The following is a 25,193-nucleotide window of genomic DNA, read 5'->3' as shown; positions in this document are numbered from 1 at the left end:
TGCCGGAACGTTTATTCTTTCTCTTCAAACAGCGCCAATTCTTCCTCTTCTTCGTGGTCATCCGTATTCGGCCCCACTACCGGAATCAGGTTGCTGTTCTCACGAATTTTCTTCTCGATGGTATCGGCGATATGCGGATTTTCCTTCAGGAACTGCTTCGCATTTTCACGTCCTTGGCCGAGGCGGTCGTTATTGTAAGAATACCATGCGCCGCTCTTCTGGATGACATCCATCTCGGTGGCGATATCGACGATACTGCCTTCCCTGGAGATGCCTTCACCGTACATAATATCGATATCCGCTTGCTTGAACGGAGGCGCTACTTTGTTCTTGACGACTTTGATCCGGGTCCGGTTACCGACCATATCATTGCCCTGCTTAATCGTCTCTACGCGGCGTACGTCAAGCCGAACGGACGAATAAAACTTGAGCGCGCGGCCCCCTGGAGTCGTTTCCGGGTTTCCGAACATGACGCCGACTTTCTCGCGCAATTGGTTGATAAAGATAGCAATCGTTTTCGACTTGTTGATCGCCCCAGATAACTTCCGCAGCGCCTGCGACATAAGGCGGGCTTGCAAGCCGACGTGGGAGTCCCCCATCTCGCCTTCGATTTCGGCCTTCGGTACGAGAGCCGCAACCGAGTCGATGACGATGATGTCAACCGCGCCGCTACGTACCAGCGCTTCCGCAATTTCAAGCGCCTGCTCACCCGTATCGGGCTGGGAGAGCAACAGCTCGTCGATATTAATGCCGAGCTTGCTCGCATACAACGGGTCCAGCGCGTGCTCCGCATCGATGAACGCCGCGGTACCGCCGGCTTTCTGAACCTCGGAGATGGCATGAAGCGCTACCGTCGTTTTACCGGACGATTCCGGTCCGTATACCTCTATAATTCTACCTCGCGGAAATCCGCCGATGCCCAGGGCAATATCCAAGGCCAGCGAACCGCTCGGGATCGTCTCTACCTGCATATGGGTCGATTCGCCCAATTTCATGATCGAACCTTTCCCGAATTGCTTTTCAATTTGACGAAGGGCATTTTCCAAGGCTGCGCGCCGATCTGACAAAAGAATCACGTCCTTTTTGATTTATCTGCTGATACCATATTACCGTGTTTTGAATCGGCTGACAAGCATTTTTCCGAACATACATTCGCTTGCTTGGCAAAAGAAAAACCGTAACACGTTTGGTTCAAAAATGTTACGGTTCTTCCGCTAACATCTATTATACTTTATTCTGGGTATTCTGGCAACTACGATTTTATCGTTATCCACAAATGATAGAGTGCGCTTTTCGCTGCCCGCAGCTTGATCGTTTCGCGGTTGCCGGACAGCTGGAGCTTGACGGCGAAGGCTTGGCCGTTCCGGTGCGCGAGACCTACGTAGACCAAACCTACCGGCTTGCCTTCCGACTCGCCCGGCCCAGCGACGCCGGTAATCGACACGGCAACGTCCGCTTCAAGCAGACGAAGCGTGTTCCGCGCAAGTTCCGCCGCGGTCTCCTCGCTAACGGCACCGGGTGCGCCCAGTCCTTCCAACATCTCCATCGGCACGCCGAGCAGCTTATGCTTTAATGCCGAGGAGTAACAAATGACGCCGCCCAAAAACGATTGCGAGCTCCCCGGAACGGCTGTCAGCAGATCGCTGAGCAAGCCCCCCGTGCAGCTCTCGGCTACGGCAAGCTTTTGCCCGCTCTCCGCAAGCATACGCAGCACCTGCTGCTCGAGGGTGATGTCCTCCGCCGCGTAAATATGCTCGTCCAGCCGGCCCCGGATTTCCGCTTCCAGCGGACGCAGTCTGGTCATCGCTTCGTCAGGCGAAGAAGCGCGCGTCGTAAGCCGGATCGCCACCTCGCCCTCTTTGGCATAAGGAGCGATGGTCGGGTCCGTCTGGGCTTCGATCAAATCGATCAAGGCATGCTCCAGCGCCGACTCTCCGATCCCCGCGAACTTCAGCATGATCGAGTAAAGCGGCTGTACGTGGTCCAGCTTGGATTCAATCCAAGGCTTGGCATACCGGTCGAACATCGGCTTCATTTCTTTGGGCGGGCCGGGAAGCAAAATATAGTGCGTGCCCTCGTGCGTCACCGCCACGCCTACAGCAAGCCCTGTGTCGTTCGGCAGCGGATCGCTTAGCTCCGGCATCAGCGCCTGCCGCGCATTGCTTTCCACCATCGGGATGCTCCGCCGCTGGAACATCTCGGTCATTGTGTTCATCGAAGGCTCATGAATGACAAGCTTTTGTCCGAGCACCTCGCTCAGCACGTCCTTCGTCAAATCGTCCTGCGTCGGTCCGAGTCCGCCCGTGCAAATGATGAGATCCGCACGGCCTTTGGCGATATGCAGCGACTCTTTGATCCGCGAGACGTTGTCGCCGACGACCGTCTGGAAATAAACGCCCACGCCGATATCCGCAAGGCCTTTGGCTAAGTACTGCGCATTCGTATTTACGATTTGTCCCATCAGCAGCTCGGTGCCGACGGCTATGATCTCAGCTCTCACGGTACGCCTCCAAACAGCACAAAAACAATAGGCTGTCCCTACTGTTTTTGATCGCTAAAATTAATCACATGCTTGTTTTTGATAAAATAGTCGAAGCCCGAATAAATCGTGATGATAGCCGCAATCCAACTGGCCACGATATCGAAGCGGAAGTTGATGAACGCAAACGGAAAATTGTTGATGAGCAGTGCGATAATTGCCGTAATCTGCGCCGCCGTCTTCCATTTCCCCCATTTGCTGGCCGCTATGACGGACCCTTCGAGCAAAGCGATTTGCCGCAAGCCGGTGACGGCGAACTCGCGGCTGATGATCACAATGACGATCCAGGCGTCAACCTTGTTCATTTCAACGAGCGAGATCAATACGGCAGACACCAAAAGCTTGTCGGCCAGCGGATCGAGAAGCTTGCCCAGATTGGTGACAAGCTTCCGTTTTCTGGCGATATATCCGTCCAAACTGTCGGTGCTGGCGGCGATGATAAAGATCAGCGCCGCAATGATCTGGTTGTACGTAATGCTGAACTGCTCGATGCGAATGTGCGGAAACTTCACGTTGACGAGCAGAAATAACATGATGATCGGAACCAGAAATATTCTCGCCAGAGTGATCCGGTTGGCCAGATTCATGCCACGACCTCCCCGGACAAATCAAACTCGAAGGAGTGGGTGATGCGGACCTTGGCAATTTCGCCGATTTTAAGCTGCCCGCCGCCGACAAACACTTCCCCGTCGATCTCAGGAGCATCGTACTGCGAACGGCCGACATAAACGTCGTTGCGTCCGTCGTATTTTTCGATCAGAACGTCAAGCACTTGACCGATGCGCTCGCCGTTGCGTTCATTTGCAATCTCGCGCTGCAGCTCCATGAGCACGTTCGAGCGGTATTCTTTGACTTCGTCCGGCACCTGGTCCGGCAGACGGGAAGCCGGCGTATCTTCCTCCTTGGAATAAGTGAACACGCCTAGACGGTCGAACTTCACGTCGCGGATAAACGATTTCAGATTCTCGAAATCTTCTTCCGTTTCTCCCGGGAAACCGACAATAAGCGACGTGCGAAGCGATACGCCCGGAATGCGGTCGCGGATTTTGCGAATCAGCTCCCGTGCGTCCCGCTGACGTCCCGGACGACGCATCCGCTTCAAGATGCTGTCTTCGCTGTGCTGCAAAGGCATATCGATGTATTTGCACACTTTAGGGTTGTTCGCGATGACGTCGATCAGCTCGTCCGTAAAGAAGCCGGGATAGGCATAATGCAGACGCACCCATTCGATGCCCGGCACGGCGCTTACCCGGTTCATCAGCTCCGGCAGCATGAACGTATCGTACAGATCCGTCCCGTAGTTGGTCGAATCCTGCGCGATCAGGCTGATCTCCCGAACACCTTGCGATGCCAGCTGAGCCACTTCATCCAAAATCGATTCGACGGAACGGCTGCGGAACTTGCCCCGCATGATCGGAATACTACAAAACGTACAGGCGTTGTCGCAGCCCTCTGCAATTTTCACATAAGCCGTATAGCGCGGAGTCGCCATTCGTCTCGGCAGCTTCTGCTCGTAGTTGAACACCGGATTGCCGACCATTACAGGCTTGCGGCCAACCAGCGCTTGATCGATAATGTCGTTGATATTATGGAAATCCCCGGTACCGACGATTCCGTCGATCTCCGGCATCTCCTTCATCAATTCTTCCTTATATCGCTGGGTCAAGCAGCCCGATACGATCAGCGCCTTGAGATTGGCCGTCTGCTTCAGCTCCGCCAGATCGAGAATCGTATTGACCGATTCCTCTTTGGCCGCGTCGATAAAGCCGCATGTATTTACAATAATGATGGTCGCTTCTTCTTTTTCGTTAACCAAGGAATACCCGCGCTCATGCACGAGCCCGGACATGATCTCCGAATCGACCAGGTTTTTCTCACATCCTAAGGTAACCACTTTCACTTTCTCTGTCATGTCTAAAATCCTCCACCATGGTTAGTACCTTTTACTACTAAACGGTTTGGTTCAAGTATAATATACCGCGTGAAAAGGTGTCAAAAGCAGCAAAATACCTTACGGACCCGTTTCCGCAAGGCAGCCGACCCGTTCTTTGGCCTTACCTGAAATTGATAAACTGAAGGTCAAGCGAAAGATCCGCTTTTCGGAGCAGCGCCATCACCTGCTGCAGGTCGTCTTTGCTTTTTCCGGTTACGCGAATTTGATCCCCTTGAATCTGGCTTTTTACCTTTAGCTTGGAATCGCGGATCAACACGTTGATTTTTTTGGCGTTGTCCTGATCAACCCCCTGCTTGAGTTTAATGCGCTGACGCACCGTACTGCCTGCAGCAGGCTCGACCTTGCCATATTCCAGATTTTTAAGCGATATGCCGCGCTTCGCCATCTTGGACTGCAAAATGTCCAACACGTTTTGAAGCTTGAAATCGTCGTCGGAGACGACTACCAGTTCTTCTTTCTCTAACGAGATGCTGCTCTTGCTTCCTTTGAAATCAAAGCGTGTCGCGATCTCCTTTTCTGCCTGGTTAATGGCATTGTTCATCTCTTGAAGATCCAGCTTCGATACGATATCAAACGAGTTTTCACTGCTCACAAAATCCGCTCCCCTTTCATTTCTAAATTCCACGCCCTCTATTGTAACAAAAAAGACACCCTCAGCACAAAGCTTTCGCGTGTCTTGAAGCCGTATTGTTCAAATGCGCCGGAAACTTAAGCGTTATCGCTGTCAGCCGACCGGCGAAACATGTCAAGAAGTTCCAACTATGACTTTTGAATATCGACTTGAATTTTTTTCACGTTCGGCTGATCGCCTACGACAACCGGCGAGCCGTTAACACTCAACTCAACCGCATTGGCTTTTCCGAAAATCAAGAAAGCCGTATCGGTCAATTCCCACGTTTTCGTTTCCCCATTATTGAACGTCATGGAGTCGATCACCTTTTTGTTCCCGCCAGGCGGCGAATCGACTTCGATCCAGCAGGAATCACCGGTCACTTTCATTTCGATTTTCAGTTTATCTGTACCCGTAACCGCGTAATAATCGGTTCCCCGCTCGCTTTTGACCAGCTTAACCTCCGTTGTCGGAGGCGGTGTCGGGGGCGGCGTAGGCACCTGCACCGGCTTGTTATCCGCAAGCGCTCCATTCGTTCCGTTAGCTCCATTCGCTCCGGCATTTCCGGGATTGGGCGTCTGGGTCGCGGGTTCGACCTTTTCGGTAATTTTCTTCGGCAAATCTTTGGTCGCATCATCTGTGTTGCCGGTATAGCTTTGGCTCATGTAGTAGTAGATAACCCCAAGAATAAGCACGACGAAGGAAATGACCATCACATTAGATGCCCACTTCCCGAGCCATTCCGTATTGCGGGTAGTCCGCTTGGTGCGGATCGGTTCGATTTGCTCCGGCTCCGGTTGCGGGATGACATTCTGATACATGTTCAACACTTCGTTCGGGTCTAGCCCGACCGCTTCGGCATAGCTCTTTATAAATGCTCGGACGTAAAAGTTCCCGGGCAGCACTTTATAGTTGCCGTCCTCAATCGCTTCCAGATACCGCTTGCGAATCTTGGTTGTTTCCTGCAGGTCTTCGAGAGATATTTTCTTTTCGACTCTGGCTTTTCTTAGCAATTGACCCAGATCGGACACGTGGTCACCCCTTTCCGACGCTCAGAACCTGGACAGGGCATTAATATTCGTCAAATCCGGCCGTGAACGTCTCGTATGTAATTTCTTCGTCCGGTGTATTTCTAAGCTCCACGATGCAGTCAAAATGATCGTAGGTATACTGCGATTCCCGGATGAAAATATCCGGATGCTCGATCACCTTGGTGGAAGGCATCGCCATAATTTCCTGCAGCAGCATATGATGCTTTTCGTTGGAACGGAGCGTCGAGACGATCCCGTCGATAATAAATACGTTATTCGGATTCATTTCATCCTCGGACAGCTGGCTGCGCACGGTCTGGCGGAGCAGGGTCGAGGAGACGAACGTCCACCGCTTGTTGGAGCAGACGCTCCCGGCGATAATCGATTCGGTTTTGCCGACGCGCGGCATCCCGCGCAGCCCGACGACATGGTTGCCGTCACGTTTGAACAGCTCCCCCAGAAAATCAACCAAAAGTCCCAGTTCGTCCCTGGTGAAGCGAAACGTTTTCCGGTCGTCGGAGTCCCGTTCGATATAACGGCCATGACGAACGGCAAGAATATCGACCAGCTTGGGCGGACGCAATGCCGTTATAGTTATATTATCCACTTTTTTCAACATTTTACCCATTAATTCAATTTTTTCTTCATCGTTCGTCTGCAAAAGCATGCCGCGGGTACGGTTATCTACCCCATTAATGGTGACGATATTGATGTCGAGCATCCCCATCAGGGAGGCGATGTCCCCGAGAAGCCCCGGACGGTTTTTGTGGATTCGGTATTCCATGTACCACTGCTTGATTTCGTTGTTTGTTTCCGCTATCATCCGTCGTTCTCCGATCCTATGTTTGTGATTGATTACAGAAGAATTCTACAATATTCGATAAAATCCTCCCTGTTTCAGGGCATAAAGTCACAAATTTTTATTGATCTTCGCTTCGGCGTTCGAATACGGCTGAATCCCCGGCGTCCATGCTTTCCTAGCCATCATGTCTTCGATGGATGCAAATATGCCTGCCCATTGCAGCTCAATGCCGGTGGACGCCATATTGATCACTGGGACCTGCATGTTCTTCAGTCTTTGCAATTGTGCCGCTTCCAGCGGGGCGAATACCCCGATCCACGACGGTCCGTGACTGTTTACCTGGAATTGAAATTGCGTGTACCAGCCTTCGGCGTCGGTCAGATTGATATAATCCGCTTCTTCGGAAGGCGCCCATTCGGACGGAATCGGGTAAGCTGATGTCGTTACCCATTCGATCGCCCGGCCATTGTCAAGCTGCTGCGCCACCCAATCGTTCCACTCCTGACGGAATCGGTCCTCCGGGACCAGTTTCACCATGATGTTGCTGCCGCTGACAACAGGAGATTGACGCGCCAGCTGGTCGTCCAGCATCACCCATTTGCGCTCCGGAATGTTCGCTGCGGCAGGAAGCGTGGTTTGTACTAAATTATGTCCGGCAACAAGGATATAGTCATAAGATCTGGTTTTAATTTTGGTCAGTTGTTCTTCGGTCAGCGCGGTTGTGTTGTCCATCCATTCGAAGGCCGTCTGCTTTTTATCGCGCCAATTGACGAGTGTCGTTTGCAGGGCGGCTTTTACATTGTCCGGCATTTCCTGTCCCGTTACGACGAGAATCGACGATTTGGCTTGAAGCAAGACAGGATCAATCTCCGGGATGTTTTTGCCGCAGCCGCTAAGCAAACCCAGAATGCCAATTCCTACAAACAAACGTTTCAGCTTCTTCACTTGCGGTTCAACCTCTTTCTCCCGTTCGTCTATACCAGTATATAAGAAAACCGGCCGCGAAGCCAATTCGGCAAGCAGCCGCTCCGGGAAACAAGAGAAAAGCCTCCCTGGACAGGAGGCTGACGTACAATGCCGGATAATTAATGATGTGCTTTAGCCAATTTGACCATGGCCCGCGCCATGACCTTGCGTTCCTCTTCGTCGCATACGTCCCACAGGTCCTTCAGGACGCGTTCTTCTTTATTTTCCGGATCGACTTTGTCAGACAAAAATTCACCGATTTGAAAAGCGAGCTGCGAGATGGTCTCTTCCGTCATCCCCGCCCGTTCCGCTTGCTCCACACGCTCTCCCAAAAATTCTTTCCAACGATCGAACACTTTAAGCATCGTAGCCATGTATGCATCCTCCTTATCGAAATGAATGTCGTTACTACGTTAATGTTTGCATTTCGATAAGGATTTATACGAGCCGTCAGGTCAGCCAGCCTCCGTTGGGACTGATGATTTGACCTGTAATGTAGCCGGATTCGGGCAGCGCAAGGAAATAAACGAGCGACGCGATCTCATCGGGCTTGCCGAAGCGCCCGATAGGAATATCGTTCTCGATCATCTCTTTCTCCCGCTCGTCAAAGCCTGCCATCATCAAAGTATCGACCGCGCCGGGAGCGACCGCGTTAACAGTGACCCCAGACGGTGCAAGCTCCTTCGCCAACGCCTTCGTAAAAGCATTGATGCCGCCCTTGGCGGTCGAATAGGCGACCTCACAGGAAGCGCCGGAGATGCCCCAAATCGAGGACACATTGATGATTCTGCCGTACTTCTGACGGATCATCGCCGGCATAAATTGACGCGTCATCAGAAACGCGCCCTTCAAGTTAATGTCCATGATTTCGTCCCATTGAGCCTCTTCCAGATCGGAGAATAGGCCGTAATGCGAAATGCCCGCATTGTTGACCAAAATATCCGGAACGAGACTGTGCTGCGCCAGCTTCTCCTGCATCCGTTCGATCTGCTCCCTTGACCGCAGGTCTGCCGTTACCGTTAATACACGACTTCCCAGCTTCATGCAGCTGCGGGCCGTCTCATTCGCCCCTTCGTGTGAATTCAAATAATGGATGACCACATTCATGCCCACCGAAGCGAAACGGCAGGCGATCGCGGCGCCAATCCCGCGGCTCGCCCCCGTAACGAGCACCGTTTGCTCCGGAAACGGCTTGCAAGGACTAGGCTCCATTCGCTTCACTTGTCACAATCGAAGCCGCTAGTCGGCTCCAATCGAAATGCTCGCGCAGCCGCTCGTTGACATCCTCCAAGGTTAGCTCTTCATACACCGGCAGGATATCGAATAAATCAATGCCCTTAAACCGGTACTTCGTAAATTCATTGGCGATCGCTTCAGGCGAGTTAAGCTGACGCAGGAAGGCGCCGATTTTTTTCTTTTTGCTGCGCTCGAAATCGGCGGAGGCAATGCCGTCCGCTTTGATTTGGTCGATTTCTTCCTGTACACGGCCGATCAAGCGTTCGGGATCCTTCGTATCTCCGCCGATCACGGTAAATGCATAATTTTCGGCAATATTGTACTCGGAACCGAAGCTGTCGGAAATCAGCTGTTCGTCGTACAGCTTCTGGTAAATGGCCGAGCTGGGGCTTACCAGTACGTCAAGCAGTACTTTCATGGTCAGCTCCCGCTTCAGCAGCTCCCGTCCCCGCAAAGGCTGACCCGGCTCCTTGCAGCCGAACAGGCACTTAGGCAGCGAGACCGGCAGCACGGTCACTTTGCGCGCAGCCTTCACCTGGTGCGGCTCGTCTTCAAAATAACGGTTGATCGTTCCCTGCGGCTTGAACGTTTTCCCCGCTTGGTTTTGTTTGATGAGTTCCATAATTTCCTGTGGATTGACCCCGCCTACGACAAACAAGCTCATATTGCTCGGATGATAAAACGTATGGTAGCACTCATACAGCATTTCTTTCGTAATTTCAGCGATGGATTCGATCGTTCCGGCGATATCGATATGTACCGGATGCTTATGGTACATCGTTTCGATCAGTCCGAAGTACGCCCGCCAGTCCGGATTGTCCCGGTACATGTTGATTTCCTGGCCTATAATGCCCTTTTCCTTCTCGACGTTCGCATCCGTAAAATACGGATTTTGCACAAAGTTAAGCAGCGTCGACAAGTTCTCCTGGATGTGCTCGGTTGCGGAAAATAAGTAAGCCGTGCGATCAAAGCTTGTGAACGCATTGGCGGAAGCCCCTTGGGCAGCGAACAAGGAGAAGATGTCTCCAGTCGGCTCCTCGAACATTTTGTGCTCCAAAAAGTGCGCGATGCCGTCAGGCACTTTGCGCCGCGTTTCGCCTTCGACCTGAAAATCGTTATCGATGGAACCGTATTTTGTCGTAAAGGTGGCATACGTTTTCTGGAAGCCTTCCTTCGGTAAAACAAAGACACTCAGTCCGTTTGGAAGCTCTTCGGCGTACAGCGTTTCCTTCACATGCGGATAAGGGATCGTGCGCATTTATTGCCCCCCTTTATTGTCGCGTAAAAAATAAATCGTATCCAGCTGCACCTGGCGGGCCATCCGGCGAATCAGTTCTTTATTCGTTTGCTCCACCGCTTCGATCAGCGCCGGAACCGTACGGTCGGCGCCCGACAGACGGTTGTTGAAATCGAAAGCGATCAGCTCGAAGGCCGAGTCCTGCAGCTCGCGCAAATGCCCCGTAATCATCGCTTTCGTCTGCTGTAATTCCGTATCGCTGATTTGTCCCTCTTCCATCGCTTTCAGCTGTTCCTTAATGATCGAGACGGCTTTTTCGTAGTTTGCGATTTCAATACCCGATTGAATTGTTAGAATGCCCTTGTGTCCGTCCAAACGGGAGGAAGCGTAATAGGCCAAGCTTGCCTTTTCGCGGACGTTGGTGAACAACTTGGAATGCGGATATCCGCCTAAAATTCCGTTATAGAGCAGTGCCGACGGGTACGAATCGTCCGAGTACGAGGTACGCACGCGAAGCCCCATATTCAGCTTCCCTTGGTTGACATCCAGACGCTCGACGACTTCCTTCACTTGACCGACGCTGCGGTGCTCGGCTCTGAGCGAGTAGTCCGAAGTACGCTCTCCTCTGGCGGCAAAATAGCGTTCGATCAAGGGCAGCACCTGTTCCAGATTCGTATTGCCCACCACATAAATATCAATCGGCGACTGCCGCAGCAAGGCTTCATACCGCTCGGTCAAACCTTCCGCCTCAATCGAAGGGATACGGTCGATCGCGCCGAGCGGATGGAGCCGGTAAGGCTCGTTGCTGCACATTTCGGCGATGCAACGTTCCGCAGCGTAGCGGATTTTGTCGTTAACGATGGATTCCAACCGCTTCTGCAGCGTCGTTTTCTCGGAATCGATATATTTGCGGACCAAGGTTCCGCCTTCCATCGCAGGCTGCGTAATCGCTTCGCCCAAAAATTGAATGGCTTGATCAAGCAGCGGCTGCGGACTGGAAACGAAATCGTCCTGAATGACATCCATACGGAATTGAAGCATCTGGTAATCCCCGCGCTTGTACACGTCGAACCCGAATCCGGCCCCGTACAAATCGTCCAGCTTCTCGCGAAACTGCTTCGTTTCCGGGTAGGCCTTACTGCCGCGCCGCAGCACAAAAGGAATAAGCGCGTTAGGCGTAACCGTATCCTCTTGAAGCGGACTGCCCACATAGACGGACAATGCATACGTTTTGAACTGCTCCGTCGGCAGCACATGCACACGCACGCCCTGCACTGTTCCCCGTTCGAATTGTATTTGCTTCAAAGACGAAACAACTCCTCTCATCATCATGGCTTCACTTCCGCCTTCCCGGGTATATTCCATTATATTCCTCTATAAACAGAAGAAGCAACCGTGAAGATGGTTACTTCTACTACATGCGCTATTTGCAGAAAATATGTTTGCCGATTTGTTTGACTTGCGGACGGGACCAAATCCACTTGGACGTGGCCGTTACCGGATTGAAATAATATGTGCATCCGCCGGATGGGTCCGACCCGTTCAGCGCGTCTTGCACCGCCTTGCGGGACGTTTCGTTCGGCGTCAGCCATATTTGTCCGTCCGCTACGGCCGTAAACGCTCCAGGCTGGAAAATGACGCCCGAGACCGTATTCGGAAAGCTTGGCGATTTGACCCGATTGAGAATCACCGCGGCAACGGCGATTTGACCGATATACGGTTCCCCGCGCGCTTCGCCGTGGACCGCATTCGCCATCAAGTTCAGGTCCTCTTCGGAAAGACCGAGCCGGTTGGATCGCGGTATACCTGCGTTCGCCGGCGGCGCAGTGCTTTCGGGCGCTGGTGTGCCTGGGGCGGCGGCTTGCCCTTGTCCGGCGCCGGTTACCCAAGGAGGTAGCTCTTCAGCTTTAGCCTTCCATCCTTTCGTTGCTTCCCACAGCTTCAGCTTCGTTTTGTCTCCGGCGATGCCGTCCACACTCAACCCGAATTCGGACTGGAACCATTTAAGCGACTTTAAGGTTTGATAGCCGAAATCGCCGTCCACCTTGCCGTAATAAAACCCGAGATGCTTCAAACGGCCTTGGAGCTCGTATACGTCGGCCGTGCCGGACGCTCCATAGCGGATTTCGTTCTTGCTGAACGTCTGCTGTACCTTCATATACTGCTTGAACTGAAGTCCGGCGAACAGAATAAACACCAGGCAAAGCGTGATGATGATCAATCGTTTATTCATTCTGGTAACCTCACCTTTCCCGCCTTCGTTGTGGCAACCTTTTTAAGGTTATTATGAGAAAGGGAGTCAGCTTCTATTCAGCCTAAACTGGGAATCGCTGGGGCTCGGGTAACGCGCTCGGAAGCCGTTCAGGAGCTCATTCGGTTCATTTGATACTGCTCAAGTGACATCAATACTTCACGCGGCTTGCTGCCCTCGTACGGACCTACGATGCCGCGCGCTTCCATCGTATCGATCAACCGGGCGGCACGCGTATAACCGACACGCATGCGGCGCTGAAGCAGGGATACGGACGCTTGCTTCGCTTCAAGAATAATTTGGACCGCCTGATCGTACAATTCGTCCTCAAACGTTTCTGTTTCCTCTTGCTTATCCTCGACATGCGGAACCATGTCTTCCACGTATTCCGCCTGCCTTTGCGTCCGGACGAAGCCAACGACCGATTCGACCTCCTGATCGGAAAGGAAGGCTCCCTGAACCCGGACAGGCTTCGAAGCGCCCATCGGCAAGTACAGCATATCTCCGCGGCCAAGCAGCTTCTCCGCGCCCGCAGAATCAAGAATGGTCCGCGAGTCTACTTGCGAGGAGACGCCGAAAGCGATCCGCGAAGGAATGTTCGCTTTGATGACGCCGGTAATAACGTCGACCGACGGCCGCTGCGTAGCGATGATGAGGTGGATGCCTGCAGCACGCGCCATCTGGGCGAGGCGACAGATCGCATCCTCCACGTCGTTGGCCGCAACCATCATCAGGTCGGCCAGCTCGTCCACGATGACGACGATGTAAGGCAGCGGCGCTCCCGTTTGCGTCTCCACCAGCATCGAGTTGTAGCCTTCAATATTGCGCGTGCCGCTTTTGGAGAAAAGTTCGTACCGCTTCTCCATTTCGACGACGACTTTTTTGAGTGCAAGCGAAGCCCGTTTCGGATCGGTAACAACCGGAGCCAGCAGGTGCGGAATCCCGTTGTAAACGTTCAGCTCGACCATCTTCGGGTCGATCATAAGAAATTTGACTTCGTCGGGCTTTGCTTTATAAAGAACGCTTGTGATGATCCCGTTAATACAAACGGATTTCCCCGAGCCGGTCGCCCCTGCGACAAGCATGTGCGGCATTCGTGCGAGATTGCCGACGATCGGCTGCCCGGAAATATCGCGTCCCAGCGTGATCGACAATTTGGACGCCGCATCCTGAAAGGCAGGGCTTTCCATCACTTCGCGCATTGTAACGACGGATACCTCGGTATTCGGCACCTCGATCCCGATGGCGGACTTGCCCGGAATCGGCGCTTCCATACGGATATCCTTCGCCGCCAGAGCCAGTGCGATATCATCCGTCAAGCTGACGATGCGGCTCACCTTTACGCCAACGTCAGGCTGGATTTCGTAACGGGTAACCGCAGGGCCGCGGACGACCTCCAGCACTTTGGCGCGCACGCCGAAGCTTTCGAGTGTCGCTTCCAGCTTGCGGGCAACCGCCTTGTAATCCAGCGAGTCGCTTCCTTTGCCCGAAGCGGGCTTGGCCAGCAGTTGCAAAGAAGGCAGTTCGTACGGGACAGCGAGCGGTTTATTTTTGATGTCAAAATCGTCCGCTCCTTCCGCACTTTCCTGCTCATTAGCCGCAGAATCAGGTTTGCGTTCTGCGGCATTTTCAGTCGAAGCGGAACTTTCGGACGTTCGCGTCGCCTCCTGATGAACCTGCTCTTGAAAATCACGGATCACCGGGATTGCCGGTTCGTGTTGTTCTTCGTAAGAGGTATGCTGTTCCGGGAAGCCGGGATCGCTGCCGTACGAATCCTGAGCTGCCGAATAGACCGTGACCGCTTCTTCCTCCTCTTCCGGTTGAACGCGGTCCTTCTTCTTCTTGCCCTCCGCCTTGCTCTTCCCCGTCGTTTCGGACGGATTCAGCAGTTCGAAGAACAGGCTGCGCATTTTTCCTGGTTTCCGTTCCTTGCGCTCCGGCTTCAACGTCTCTTCGTCGAATTCGTCCTCCGGCGGCGGTACATAGACCGCTGCAACCGACGGCTTTTTCTTGCGTTGTTCACTCGCGGCCGCCGCCTTCGCACGGCTTCTCTCCAGCAGCTTGCGCTTTATGTATTGGCCAAGCAGCGTCTCGGCAAACGGCTTGCGCCCGCTGATTTTGTTCATGATATCGCCGACCGACAATCCCGTAATGAGAATGAACCCTACGACGAACAGCGTGTATTGAATCAGTCGGGCGCCCAGGTTGCTGAACAAAAAGTGCAGCACCGCGTAAAGCACCGCCCCGATCATTCCCCCGCCGACGCCGTCGGTCAGGATCGCCAGTCCTTTTTCCGTCGGATCCAGTCCGTCTACCATACTCGCCCAAGTTTGGGAAAGCACTTGGCCTTCCGTGAAATTCCCTTTCGGGTAAAGCTGCGAGAACAGGCTGATATGGCTCATCAGCAGCAGCGACAGGATGATCAGAAGCACCCCGAGCTTGCGGTGTGTCCGCCAAACCGGCCATTCCCTTTTCATCATCGCGTACAATCCGGCGTATATAAACACGAGCGGAATGAGAAAATCCCAAGTTCCGATCACAAACCGAAACAGATAGGTCAACGAACGGGCTACCGAACCTTCACGGGATAAAGCGATGATCGAAAAAATCAAAATAACGATGCCGTACAGTTCAAATTTGAGATTTGATTTGATTCCCTTGCCCTTTTTCCTTTTCCTGGCCAAGGCCGCTCACCCCCGAGCATTCATTATACCATAAACTGGGGTGAAGCTAAACGAAGAATGCGAAAATATATTCCCCTCTGGCAAACCAGGAGCGGGAAAAAGCGTCAGTTCCCCTTTATTCTCCGGATTCCCGGACCATCGGCTGAAACTCGATCATTCGCCCTGGAGCGTATCGGGGGTCCAAAAAATCCTGCGGGTTGCAGCTGATCAGCCGGACGATCTTCGCTTGCTGCGCGTTGACCGGCTCAACCTGCATCCTGACCCCATTCATCACAATATCGACGGTGGACGATTTCATCGCTTCGATTCCTTCGTAGACGGTTTCCAGCGGCAGTATCGAATAATGAATCATTGGATCATTCCTCCCGCATTTCCGGCGCGGCGCTCGTCAATGAGAGCGTTGAGCTTCCGAATGGCTTCCCCAATGCCGCCCAGCGAGTCGATGAGTCCATAGCGTACGGCATCCGTTCCGATGACCGTCGTGCCGATGTCGCGCGTGAGCTCGCCCGTTTTAAACATCAGTTCCTTGAATTTGTTCTCGTCCACCCGGGAATGCCTGGTGACGAACCGGATGACCCTTTCCTGCATTTTGTCCAAATATTCGAAGGTTTGGGGAACCCCGATCACCAGACCGTTCAGACGGATCGGATGAATCGTCATCGTTGCGGTTTCGGCGATAATCGAATGGTTGGCCGAGACGGCAATCGGTACACCGATGCTGTGTCCGCCACCGAGTACAAGCGTTACCGTCGGCTTGGACAATGTCGAGATCATTTCGGCGATCGCCAGCCCGGCTTCCACGTCTCCGCCCACCGTATTCAAAATAATAAGCACGCCTTCGATTTTCGCGTTCTGCTCCGCGGCTACAAGCTGCGGAATCAAATGCTCGTATTTGGTCGTTTTGTTTTGCGGCGGCAGAACGATATGACCCTCCACCTGCCCGATAATGGTCATGCAAAAAATGTTGGATTCGGTCGTAGGCGCGCCTGTCTGCCCCAACTGCTGAATCGTATCGACCGTTGTGCTTTTGCGTCCTTCTTCCGTTGGCGTTTGCGGCGGCTGCACGGGCTGCTGCTCTTGTTTATCGTTGGATTGCATGAAGAACATCCCTCCGTTAGCTGAAATGTCCTTGTTAGTATGGTGCAGTTGGGCAAAACTATGCGGGGTACCGGGTAAAGGATATATGAAAAAAGACCGCGTAACCTTGGGAAATTTCCCCGCCGTTAACGTGGTCTTTATACAAGCTGCTTCTTATACAACTCTATCCTCAAGTGAGTTCGTATGACTGGTGGGAAGTTTTACACTTCCATGATGATTGGCAAAATCATCGGTCTTCTTCGGGTTTGCTCATACAAAAATCGGCCGAGTGCGTCTTTGACATGGGTTTTGAGCGAAGCCCATTCATTGACATTTTCGTTCATTAAGCGATGGAGCGTGCTCGTCACGATCCGGTTCGCTTCTTCCAGCAATCCTTCCGACTCCCGTACGTATACGAAGCCGCGGGAGATGATGTCCGGACCGGACAGAATCGTCCCATCCTGCTTGCTGAGCGTTACGACGACGACCAGAATGCCGTCTTGGGACAACAGCTTGCGGTCGCGCAGTACGATGTTGCCGACATCGCCGACGCCGAGGCCATCGATGAGAACGTTGCCTGCCGGCACTTTGGAGCCTTTGCGGGCAGCGCCGTCCTGAATTTCCACCGTATCGCCGTTATCCACGATAAAAATATCTTCACGCGCGATGCCGACCGATTCGGCAAGCATCCCGTGCTGGCGAAGCATCCGGTACTCCCCGTGAATCGGGATAAAATATTTCGGACGCATGATATTCAGCATCAGCTTCAATTCTTCCTGGCTGCCATGTCCGGATACGTGTACTCCTGTGATCGAGCCAGGCCCGTAAATGACATGCGCGCCAATGCGCATCAGTTCGTCCACCGTACGACCTACATACCGTTCATTCCCGGGAATCGGCGTAGCGGCGATGATGACGGTATCTCCGGGTAAAATGTCCATCTTGCGATGCGTGGAGCGGGCCATCCGGGTCAGCGCCGACATCGGCTCGCCCTGGGACCCTGTAGATAAAATGGCTACACGGTCGGCCGCGAGTTTGTTCACTTCCTCCGGTTCGATCAACATGCCATCCGGAACGCGCAGGTAGCCCAGTTCGCTGGCGATACTCACGACATTCACCATACTGCGCCCGATCACGGTCAGCTTGCGGCGGGTCGATTCACACGCGTCAATGACCTGCTGAATCCGGTGAATATTGGAGGCGAAGGTTGCGATAACGACACGCTGCTTCGCTTTCCGGAATACGTCTTCGATTTCCGCGCCTACGCTGCGCTCCGAACCGGTATAGCCCGGACGTTCTGCATTGGTACTATCCGATAACAGCGCAATAACGCCTCTGCGGCCAATCGCTGCCATCTGGTGAAGATCCGCGTACTGCTCGTTGACCGGCGTCTGATCGAACTTAAAGTCACCGGTATGAACCACGTTGCCTTCCGGTGTCTCCAGGCATACCCCTACCGAGTCGGGAATACTGTGGTTCGTCTTAAAGAACGTTGCGGTCATGCAGCCGAGCTTCAATTCCGATTCGGCCGTAATGACGATCCGTTTCGTTTCACCGAGCAGATTCGCTTCCTTCAGCTTCATCTCGATCAGACCCATGGTCAGCCTTGTTCCATACACCGGAACGTTCAGGTGTTTAAGAACGTAAGGCAAGCCGCCGATATGATCCTCGTGGCCGTGTGTAATGACGATTCCGCGCACCTTATCGCGATTTTCCGTCAAGTAAGAAATATCGGGAATGACGATATCGATCCCGAGCATATCTTCCTCCGGAAATTTCAATCCGCAGTCTACGACTACAATATCGTTCGCATATTGAACGACATACATGTTTTTCCCGATTTCACCCACGCCGCCCAGGGCAAAAATCGTTAATTTGTCTATATTTTTCTTGGACAAGTAACTAAACCTCCTCAATGTAATTGACGACGATTTCCATATGATTATTCAAAACCAAATTTTAACCGCACCAGTCACTTGACATCATTATACATGAAAAAAATGACTCTTTACAAGTGAGCCGGTCTACTCGGCTATCCACCTTGCGTAAAGCGTATTATTCCCAAAACAAAAAAACCGATGCCGAAGGGCACCGGTTGTCGTAAAGCTTAGGCAAAAAGCGAAGCGATAAATTGTTTTTCTTGCTCTGTGACGTCCACGAGCGGCAGTCGAACCCCGCCCACGCGCAATCCTTTCAGGCTAAGCGCATGCTTGACCGGAGCCGGGCTCGGTACGCGATGGGGGCACAAGAACAGCCCGCGGAATACCGGAAGCAACTGACCATGAAGCCTCGCCGCCTCTTTTACTTCGCCCTGCAAGTAGCGATCGATCATCGTTCTCATTTCTTTGCCGATCACATGGCTCGCAACGCTGACGATCCCCCGCGCACCGACCGCCAAAGCGGGGAGCGTGGCGCTGTCGTCGCCGCTGTAGACTAGAAAGCCCGGGGCGGCGCCGGTAATGATCTGCGTCAGCTGGTCCGTATCCGTGCAATCCTTCGTCGCAACGATGTTCGGGATGTGGGACAAACGAATCGTCGTCTCCGGCTCGATATTGACACCGGTCCGCCCGGGCACATTATAAAGGATGATCGGGATGTTAACCGACTCGGCAATGGCTTTGTAATGCTGATAAAGTCCTTCTTGCGAAGGCCGATTGTAGTACGGCGCCACCAGAAGCAGCGCATCGACACCAAGCTTTTCGGCCGCTTGCGACAAATGAATGGAATGAGCGGTATCGTAGCTGCCGGTCCCTGCAATAATTTTGCAGCGGCCGCGCGCATACTTTACGGCCCTTCGAAAACTTTCGAGCTTCTCTTCTTCCGTTAGTGTAGGAGATTCGCCGGTTGTGCCGCAGATAACGAGACTGTCGCTTTGCTGCTCCTCGATCAAGTAGTCCATCACGTTCTCAAATTGCGTCCAGTCGATGTTAAGATTGTCATCGAACGGTGTAACCATGGCGGTTATCATTGTGCCAAAATCCACGTGTTGTCTCCCCCTAAAACATTATGCGTTATCTATGGAGCTCGAATTTGCGATGCAGCGCACGAACGGCTTTGACCATGTCGTCGCCTTGCACCAATACCCAGATGGTCGTATTCGAATCGGCAGACTGCAGAATCTGGATGTCTTCTTCCGTAAGCGCTTCGACAATGTGGGCCATAATGCCGGGGACGCCGTTCATTCCGGCCCCAATGATCGAAACTTTCGCGCAGTTCGGCGTGATGTGCGGCGTATAACCCATTCCCTGAAGCGTTTCGGCCGCCCGCTCCGCCTCATGATCAAAGACCGTGTACACGACGCCGGATGGGTTGACGTTAATAAAATCGACGCTGATTCGCTGCCGCGCCATCGCTTTAAACACGTTAAGCTGAAGATCGTAGCTGCCTTCCTGTGGCGCTACCCGGATTTGCGAGATATTCGGCACGTGAGCGATACCCGTGACAAACCGGTCCTGCACAGCGCCGGATTCGTTCCGAAGCGCGTCGGCATGCGTAACAAGCGTTCCTTTATCCTTGGAAAACGTGGAGCGTACCCTTACCGGAATTCCGGCATTCATAGCGACTTCTACCGCTCTGGGATGAATGACCTTCGCGCCTAAATGCGCCATGTTGCAGATTTCCATATAAGAGACGACCGAAAGCGCTCTTGCTTCTTCCACGATCCGCGGATCTGCTGTCAAAATACCGCTCACATCGGTGAAAATTTCGACGAGCTCCGCATTTAAAGCCGCTCCAAGTGCGGTAGCCGACGTGTCACTTCCGCCCCGGCCGAGCGTCGTGAAATCGCCTGTCGCCGTCTCGCCTTGAAAGCCGGCGACGATGACGACGTTCCCCTGCTCCAGCAGTTCAAGCATCCGCCCCGGTCGAATCGTCACGATTTGAGCATTGCCGTGTTCGTCATTCGTTAAAATTCCCGCTTGCGCGCCGGTTAAAGCAACAGCAGGTATCCCCTCGGCGTTCAGTAGACTACAAAGCGTAGCGGCCGAGATAAATTCGCCGCAGCATAACAGCATATCCCGCTCGCGTGCAGGCAGGTTATTTCCATTTTGCCCAATCCAATCCAGTAGCGTGTCCGTTGCGTAAGGTTCCCCTCTGCGACCCATAGCCGAAACAACAACAACCGTTTTGTATTCTTGGTTCAAAGCATCTTGGATGTGTTCAATAACGTGTGTTCTAGCCTCGGCTGTGGAAAGAGAAGTGCCTCCGAATTTTTGCACCAAGATCCTCATGTGATCTCTCCCCTTGTCCATGTGCCATAGTTAATAGCAAAATTCTGGCTTCCTGAGTGTCTCAGAAAGCCAGTTTAGTTCCATTTATTGCTGCTCGATTGCGATGTATTCGGCAATTTGGACGGCATTCCAAGCCGCTCCCTTGAGCAGGTTGTCGGATACGATCCACAGATTGAGGGCTCTTGGGTTGCTAAGATCGCGGCGAATACGTCCGACGAACGTTTCAAGCTTACCTGTCGCTTCCGTAGCCAGCGGATACAGCTGCTCGGCAGCGTTATCCTGTACCACGATTCCCGGCGAATCAGCCAGCAGGCGTTTCACCTCTTCGATATCAAAATCTTGCTTAAGCTCGACATAAACCGATTCGGAATGGCCGTAAACGACCGGAATCCGCACGCAAGTCGCGGTTACTTCCAGCGATTCGTCGCCCATAATTTTTTTCGTTTCATTGATCATTTTCATTTCTTCGTAAGTAAAGCCATTGTCCACAAATTTGTCGATTTGCGGAATAGCGTTGAATGCGATTTGATGTTTGACCGGCAAAGAACCTACCGGTAAAATTTGCGGCTCTACAGCGTTTCCTTCCAGTACTTCGCGGGACTGGCGAAGCATCTCGTTAATCGCGCTGGCGCCTGCGCCGGATACGGCTTGGTAAGTGGATACGATGATGCGGGAAATGCCGTAGCGGTCGTAAAGCGGCTTCAGCGTTTGCACCATTTGAATCGTAGAGCAGTTCGGGTTGGCAATCACGCCTTTGTGGTCGCTGACTTTGTCGATATTTACCTCAGGCACGACAAGCGGCGTTTCCGGGTCCATCCGGAACGCGCTGGTGTTGTCGATACATACGGTTCCATGCTTGATCGCTTCCGGAACCAGTGTCCGGCTGACGTCGCCTCCTGCGCTGAACAGGGCAATGTCTACGCCTTTGAAGCTGTCCGGCGTTGCTTCTTCAATCGTCACTTCACGGCCTTTGAACTGAAGTTTCTTGCCTGCGGACCGGGCCGAGGACAAGAGCTTCAGCTCTTGGATGGGGAAATTCCGTTCAGCCAGCAAACGGAGGATCTGTTCTCCTACGGCACCTGTCGCGCCTACTACTGCGACGTTAAACAACTTTTGATTCGACATGTATTGTCCTCTCCCCTAAAGATGAATGATAAAAAATGCAGGATCAGTAATTAAACCGTTCAATCAGCATCGGCTGCAGCTGCTTGCCTTGAAGGGCCGCCTCGCAAGCTTCCATGATCAAATCCATGCGCGCCACAAGCGAATTCGGTTTGACCGTCGGCGCATCCTGTCCGAACGGGACGAAATAAATGTTTTTGGTAATCAGAAGCTTACCGATATTCGTGGCGTTCAGTCCCAATCCGTCATTTGTCGAAATCGCCAGTACGAGCGGTCTCCCGTTGCGCATCTGCGCTTTGGCCGCCATCAGTACGGGACTTTCCGTCATGGCGTTAGCAAGCTTGCTGGTCGTATTCCCGGTACAAGGAGCAATCACCATTATGTCTAGGAGTTTCGAAGGACCGAGCGGTTCTGCATCTACAATTGAAGAAATAATATCATTTCCTGTGATCTCTTTCAACTCTTTTTGCCAATTTGCCGATGTGCCGAAACGCGTGTCCGTGGTCATGATCGTATTGGATACGATGGGCACGACTTTAGCACCGGCGTTGACAAAACGACGGATTTGCGGCATCGTTTCTTCGAACGTGCAGTGAGAGCCGGTTAAGGCGAAGCCCACCGTCAATTGATCCCAATTCATTCCCCGTTCCTCCTTCGTCTTGCGTCCTCCATGATGATGCGGGTCAGCGTATCGCCAATGATGCGCCCGGCCGTCTTCGGGGCGACAATTCCGGGCAGCCCCGGCGCAAGCATCGCCTTCACCCCGCGTTTTTCGGCATAGCGGAAATCGGTTCCGCCCGGCTTGGAGGCAAGATCAATAATAATCGCGCGATGCGGAATATTGGCGATGACTTGAGCGGTGACCACCATGGCCGGGATGGTGTTGAACAGCAAATCCACTTGGGATACGTGGGAAATCAGCTCTTGCGTATAAAAGGGATTCATTCCCATCTCGATCGCGCGGGCGTAATATTCGGGCTTGTTGACGCCCACCCTGACCTTCGCGCCCATGCCTTGCAGTGTGCGGGCAAGCGTCGCTCCGGTTCTTCCGAAGCCAAGCACCATAGATTCCGAACCGTGAATGGTGATATCCGTGTTCTGAATTGCCATCATCACCGCGCCTTCGGCTGTCGGAATAGAGTTGTAAATCGCCACATCGTCGCGGTCGAACAATTCGATCAGCGTGATGCCTTCGTTCGAGCACAAGTCGCGTAAGTAAGGTTTGGCCATGCCCGTAAAGACGATGGCATGCTTCGGCAGGGCAGCTATATGTTCATGGTTGAGTCGTAACTCTTTGGATGAAAACAGACTGTCCACATTTCCTTGATCGTCCGTCCCAACAGCAGGCAAAATGACGGCATCCAAAGCCACAAGCGCTTCGGGCGTCAATTCTGCCTTGGTGATCCCGCTTGAACCGTTCTGCAAATTATCAAAGCCGAACAAGACGACGGATGCGTCGAGTTCGGAGCATCTATGAATCACCTCGAGCTGCCTGGCATCGCCGCCGATCAACGCTACTTGAATCCCGGTCAGCATTCATTCTCACCTCTTTCCATGTCGCTCTCGATAAATCATGATATGCGACAGCCCAGAGATGGGTTCCGGCAGAGCAAGCCCCCAAACGCCGACGGCCGGCATCGTTCGTCGGCAAACAAAAAGCGCTCTCCCGTCAGGCCGAATTGCCGGTCTGCGGAAAAGCGCTTGGATCGCCCGTCTTTCTATTTTGTTCCCGTGTGCCCGAAGCCGCCCGATCCGCGTTCCGTCTCGTCCAGCTCGCTTACCTCGGTCAGCGTAATGAGCGGCACCGTTTGAAACACCATTTGCGCGATACGCTCGTTACGGTTGATGGTGAACGTTTCTTTGCCGTGATTGATCAGCAGCACCTTGACTTCGCCGCGGTAATCGGCATCGATCGTGCCCGGTGTGTTCAAGGATGTGATCCCGTGTTTAAAAGCAAGCCCGCTTCGCGGACGGATCTGGGCTTCCAGCCCTGCCGGCATGGCAAGCGAAAATCCGGTCGGAATGAGCGTCCGTTCCCCTGGCCCGAGATCGACCGGCTCGCTTACAGCGGCATACAGATCGAAGCCGCTGGCCAGCTCGGACATCTTTTGCGGCAGCGCGATATCCTCGTTGCCCGGCAGCCGTTTAATTAACACTTCGATTCGTTCAGACAAGCTGATCCCTCCTAAATCCGGCAATGGCCTCATTCGTCTGCCCGACCATAGCCAATGCAAACGGCACGGACAGCATCTCCGCCGTCAGCGCTTGAACTTGCTCCATCTCCACGCTTTCGATACGCTGTATCATTTCATCCAGATTGTAATGTCTGCCCAGCATCAACTCGTTTTTCCCGATCCGGTTCATCCGGCTGCTGGTGCTCTCCAGGCTCAAAATCAAGCTGCCCTTCATCTGTTCCTTGCCCTTCTTCAGCTCGGTCGGCGTCAATCCCTTTTCCTTGATGTCGGCCAACAGCTCCAGCGTCACCTTAAGCACTTCTTCGGTCTGCTTAGGCGCCGTACCGGTATAGACGGTAAACAGACCGCCGTCCTGGTAGGAAGAATGATAGGAATATACCGAGTAAGCCAGACCGCGTTTCTCGCGGATTTCCTGGAATAACCGGGAGCTCATGCCGCCGCCGATCGCATTGTTCAGCAGGATCATCGCATACAGCCGGTCGTCCTTCGCGGCCAGTCCGGGCAGCGATAAACAGATATGATTTTGTTCAGTCTTCTTCTGGTGATACTCGGAATCGCTCCGAAACGCCAAAGGATCAAGCGGGGCCTGTGAACCCGCATTCGCGAAGCTCCCGAAATGTTTCTCGATCAAGCCGACGACATCGTCGTTAATGTTGCCGGCGATGCTGATAACCGTATTGGCAATCGTATACTGCGACTTCATATACTCCTTAAGCGTATCAGAGGTCATCGCCGCCAGATTGCTTTGCGTGCCGATGATGGTACGTCCGAGTGAATGCCCGCCGAAAGCGGCCCGGGCAATCAAATCATGCACCATATCGTCCGGAGTATCTTCGTACATCGCGATTTCTTCGTAGATGACATTTTTTTCTTTTTCCAATTCCGTCTCATCGAAGACCGAACCGAAAAACATATCGGAGAGCACTTCCACCGCGAGCGGCAGATGCTCGTCCAGCACCTTGCAATAATAGCATGTGTACTCCTTCGAAGTGAAGGCATTCACGTTGCCTCCGATGCCGTCGAAAATTTCGGCGATATCTTTGGCGGAATATTTTTCCGTGCCCTTAAAGAGCATATGCTCGATAAAATGCGAAATGCCGTTGTTTGTCTCGTTTTCGCTGCGCGATCCGGTTTTGACCCAGATGCCGAAAGCAACGGAGCGGCACGTCGGAATTTTCTCGATGACGAGCCGCAGTCCGTTGGTAAGTGTGTATTTGTCCAAACGCTTTAAGCCTCCTCGGTACGGCGAAGTCTTGATTC

Annotated in this window: 24 protein-coding genes; all 24 read right to left on the bottom strand. The window is 53.1% G+C overall.

Annotated elements, in window-relative coordinates:
- Positions 1-11: 11 nt before the first annotated feature.
- Positions 12-1,067, bottom strand: coding sequence for a recombinase RecA (gene recA, locus QMG93_RS15835; protein WP_281938024.1), 1,056 nt, complete (start codon positions 1,065-1,067; stop codon positions 12-14).
- 185 nt (positions 1,068-1,252) lie between these two features.
- Positions 1,253-2,500: a competence/damage-inducible protein A gene (locus QMG93_RS15830; RefSeq protein ID WP_281938023.1), complete on the bottom strand. Its 1,248-nt coding sequence runs from the start codon at positions 2,498-2,500 to the stop codon at positions 1,253-1,255.
- A gap of 38 nt (positions 2,501-2,538) precedes the next feature.
- The gene (pgsA, locus tag QMG93_RS15825) at positions 2,539-3,126 is read right to left on the bottom strand and encodes a CDP-diacylglycerol--glycerol-3-phosphate 3-phosphatidyltransferase (RefSeq protein WP_010491195.1); all 588 of its coding nucleotides are present in this window, start codon (positions 3,124-3,126) and stop codon (positions 2,539-2,541) included.
- Positions 3,123-4,451, bottom strand: coding sequence for a 30S ribosomal protein S12 methylthiotransferase RimO (gene rimO / locus QMG93_RS15820; RefSeq protein WP_063178587.1), 1,329 nt, complete (start codon positions 4,449-4,451; stop codon positions 3,123-3,125). The genes pgsA and rimO overlap by 4 nt, the downstream gene beginning before the upstream one ends.
- A 142-nt stretch (positions 4,452-4,593) precedes the next feature.
- Positions 4,594-5,085, bottom strand: a complete 492-nt coding sequence (locus tag QMG93_RS15815; protein ID WP_108534256.1) for a YajQ family cyclic di-GMP-binding protein — start codon at positions 5,083-5,085, stop codon at positions 4,594-4,596.
- A gap of 167 nt (positions 5,086-5,252) precedes the next feature.
- Positions 5,253-6,134, bottom strand: coding sequence for a helix-turn-helix domain-containing protein (locus tag QMG93_RS15810; protein WP_281938018.1), 882 nt, complete (start codon positions 6,132-6,134; stop codon positions 5,253-5,255).
- Between the two features lie 40 nt (positions 6,135-6,174).
- A complete protein-coding gene (locus QMG93_RS15805; protein ID WP_281938016.1) occupies positions 6,175-6,957 on the bottom strand; it encodes a DUF3388 domain-containing protein in 783 nt (260 codons plus the stop codon).
- Between the two features lie 87 nt (positions 6,958-7,044).
- Positions 7,045-7,881 (bottom strand): hypothetical protein, encoded by an 837-nt coding sequence (locus QMG93_RS15800; protein ID WP_281938014.1) that lies wholly within the window; start codon positions 7,879-7,881, stop codon positions 7,045-7,047.
- A 140-nt stretch (positions 7,882-8,021) separates the two neighbouring features.
- Positions 8,022-8,276: a DUF3243 domain-containing protein gene (locus QMG93_RS15795; RefSeq protein ID WP_216794019.1), complete on the bottom strand. Its 255-nt coding sequence runs from the start codon at positions 8,274-8,276 to the stop codon at positions 8,022-8,024.
- A 76-nt stretch (positions 8,277-8,352) separates the two neighbouring features.
- Complete coding sequence (gene ymfI / locus QMG93_RS15790; protein ID WP_281938012.1) at positions 8,353-9,114, bottom strand: elongation factor P 5-aminopentanone reductase; 762 nt, start codon at positions 9,112-9,114, stop codon at positions 8,353-8,355.
- Positions 9,104-10,396, bottom strand: coding sequence for an EF-P 5-aminopentanol modification-associated protein YfmH (gene yfmH, locus QMG93_RS15785; protein WP_281938010.1), 1,293 nt, complete (start codon positions 10,394-10,396; stop codon positions 9,104-9,106). The genes ymfI and yfmH overlap by 11 nt, the downstream gene beginning before the upstream one ends.
- Positions 10,397-11,701, bottom strand: a complete 1,305-nt coding sequence (gene yfmF / locus QMG93_RS15780) for an EF-P 5-aminopentanol modification-associated protein YfmF (protein ID WP_281938116.1) — start codon at positions 11,699-11,701, stop codon at positions 10,397-10,399.
- Positions 11,702-11,798: 97 nt separating this feature from the next.
- Positions 11,799-12,608 (bottom strand): spore cortex-lytic enzyme, encoded by an 810-nt coding sequence (sleB, locus tag QMG93_RS15775; protein ID WP_281938008.1) that lies wholly within the window; start codon positions 12,606-12,608, stop codon positions 11,799-11,801.
- 128 nt (positions 12,609-12,736) lie between these two features.
- Positions 12,737-15,310: an FtsK/SpoIIIE family DNA translocase gene (locus QMG93_RS15770; protein WP_281938006.1), complete on the bottom strand. Its 2,574-nt coding sequence runs from the start codon at positions 15,308-15,310 to the stop codon at positions 12,737-12,739.
- Between the two features lie 115 nt (positions 15,311-15,425).
- Entirely contained in the window at positions 15,426-15,662 is a 237-nt protein-coding gene (locus QMG93_RS15765) for a YlzJ-like family protein (RefSeq protein WP_281938004.1), read from the bottom strand.
- Positions 15,659-16,408, bottom strand: coding sequence for a ClpP family protease (locus tag QMG93_RS15760; protein ID WP_281938002.1), 750 nt, complete (start codon positions 16,406-16,408; stop codon positions 15,659-15,661). Before QMG93_RS15760 ends, QMG93_RS15765 begins: the two co-directional genes overlap by 4 nt.
- A 200-nt stretch (positions 16,409-16,608) precedes the next feature.
- Complete coding sequence (locus QMG93_RS15755; RefSeq protein ID WP_281938000.1) at positions 16,609-18,285, bottom strand: ribonuclease J; 1,677 nt, start codon at positions 18,283-18,285, stop codon at positions 16,609-16,611.
- A gap of 209 nt (positions 18,286-18,494) precedes the next feature.
- Positions 18,495-19,370 carry a 4-hydroxy-tetrahydrodipicolinate synthase gene (gene dapA / locus QMG93_RS15750; RefSeq protein ID WP_281937998.1) on the bottom strand — a complete coding sequence of 292 codons (876 nt, stop codon included), beginning with the start codon at positions 19,368-19,370 and terminating at the stop codon, positions 18,495-18,497.
- Positions 19,371-19,398: 28 nt separating this feature from the next.
- Positions 19,399-20,616, bottom strand: coding sequence for an aspartate kinase (gene dapG / locus QMG93_RS15745; RefSeq protein WP_281937996.1), 1,218 nt, complete (start codon positions 20,614-20,616; stop codon positions 19,399-19,401).
- An 84-nt stretch (positions 20,617-20,700) separates the two neighbouring features.
- Positions 20,701-21,741, bottom strand: coding sequence for an aspartate-semialdehyde dehydrogenase (locus tag QMG93_RS15740; RefSeq protein WP_281937994.1), 1,041 nt, complete (start codon positions 21,739-21,741; stop codon positions 20,701-20,703).
- 43 nt (positions 21,742-21,784) lie between these two features.
- The gene (locus QMG93_RS15735) at positions 21,785-22,378 is read right to left on the bottom strand and encodes a dipicolinate synthase subunit B (RefSeq protein WP_063187831.1); all 594 of its coding nucleotides are present in this window, start codon (positions 22,376-22,378) and stop codon (positions 21,785-21,787) included.
- A complete protein-coding gene (gene dpsA / locus QMG93_RS15730) occupies positions 22,375-23,274 on the bottom strand; it encodes a dipicolinate synthase subunit DpsA (RefSeq protein ID WP_281937993.1) in 900 nt (299 codons plus the stop codon). Before dpsA ends, QMG93_RS15735 begins: the two co-directional genes overlap by 4 nt.
- 182 nt (positions 23,275-23,456) lie before the next feature.
- Entirely contained in the window at positions 23,457-23,945 is a 489-nt protein-coding gene (dut, locus tag QMG93_RS15725) for a dUTP diphosphatase (protein ID WP_281937992.1), read from the bottom strand.
- Positions 23,905-25,155: a M16 family metallopeptidase gene (locus QMG93_RS15720; RefSeq protein WP_216794007.1), complete on the bottom strand. Its 1,251-nt coding sequence runs from the start codon at positions 25,153-25,155 to the stop codon at positions 23,905-23,907. The genes dut and QMG93_RS15720 overlap by 41 nt, the downstream gene beginning before the upstream one ends.
- Between the last annotated feature and the right edge of the window lie 38 nt (positions 25,156-25,193).

Origin of the sequence: Paenibacillus tyrphae, from assembly GCF_027925525.1 — a bacterium.
Taxonomy (GTDB): Bacteria; Bacillota; Bacilli; order Paenibacillales; family NBRC-103111; genus Paenibacillus_G; species Paenibacillus_G tyrfis_B.
The sequence above is the reverse complement of the archived record's forward strand: the minus strand, read 5'-3'. Positions and strand labels throughout refer to the sequence as shown.

Excerpts from the sequence above, each read along its gene's own strand:
- QMG93_RS15735 (WP_063187831.1), bottom strand. The coding sequence starts at position 22,378 with ATGAATTGGGATCAATTGACGGTGGGCTTCGCCTTAACCGGCTCTCAC.
- QMG93_RS15760 (WP_281938002.1), bottom strand. The coding sequence starts at position 16,408 with ATGCAATCCAACGATAAACAAGAGCAGCAGCCCGTGCAGCCGCCGCAA.
- QMG93_RS15765 (WP_281938004.1), bottom strand. The coding sequence starts at position 15,662 with ATGATTCATTATTCGATACTGCCGCTGGAAACCGTCTACGAAGGAATC.
- QMG93_RS15795 (WP_216794019.1), bottom strand. The coding sequence starts at position 8,276 with ATGGCTACGATGCTTAAAGTGTTCGATCGTTGGAAAGAATTTTTGGGA.
- sleB (WP_281938008.1), bottom strand. The coding sequence starts at position 12,608 with ATGAATAAACGATTGATCATCATCACGCTTTGCCTGGTGTTTATTCTG.
- QMG93_RS15740 (WP_281937994.1), bottom strand. The coding sequence starts at position 21,741 with ATGTCGAATCAAAAGTTGTTTAACGTCGCAGTAGTAGGCGCGACAGGT.
- yfmH (WP_281938010.1), bottom strand. The coding sequence starts at position 10,396 with ATGCGCACGATCCCTTATCCGCATGTGAAGGAAACGCTGTACGCCGAA.
- ymfI (WP_281938012.1), bottom strand. The coding sequence starts at position 9,114 with ATGGAGCCTAGTCCTTGCAAGCCGTTTCCGGAGCAAACGGTGCTCGTT.
- dut (WP_281937992.1), bottom strand. The coding sequence starts at position 23,945 with ATGAGGCCATTGCCGGATTTAGGAGGGATCAGCTTGTCTGAACGAATC.
- rimO (WP_063178587.1), bottom strand. The coding sequence starts at position 4,451 with ATGACAGAGAAAGTGAAAGTGGTTACCTTAGGATGTGAGAAAAACCTG.
- QMG93_RS15805 (WP_281938016.1), bottom strand. The coding sequence starts at position 6,957 with ATGATAGCGGAAACAAACAACGAAATCAAGCAGTGGTACATGGAATAC.
- dapG (WP_281937996.1), bottom strand. The coding sequence starts at position 20,616 with ATGAGGATCTTGGTGCAAAAATTCGGAGGCACTTCTCTTTCCACAGCC.
- dpsA (WP_281937993.1), bottom strand. The coding sequence starts at position 23,274 with ATGCTGACCGGGATTCAAGTAGCGTTGATCGGCGGCGATGCCAGGCAG.
- pgsA (WP_010491195.1), bottom strand. The coding sequence starts at position 3,126 with ATGAATCTGGCCAACCGGATCACTCTGGCGAGAATATTTCTGGTTCCG.
- yfmF (WP_281938116.1), bottom strand. The coding sequence starts at position 11,701 with ATGAGAGGAGTTGTTTCGTCTTTGAAGCAAATACAATTCGAACGGGGA.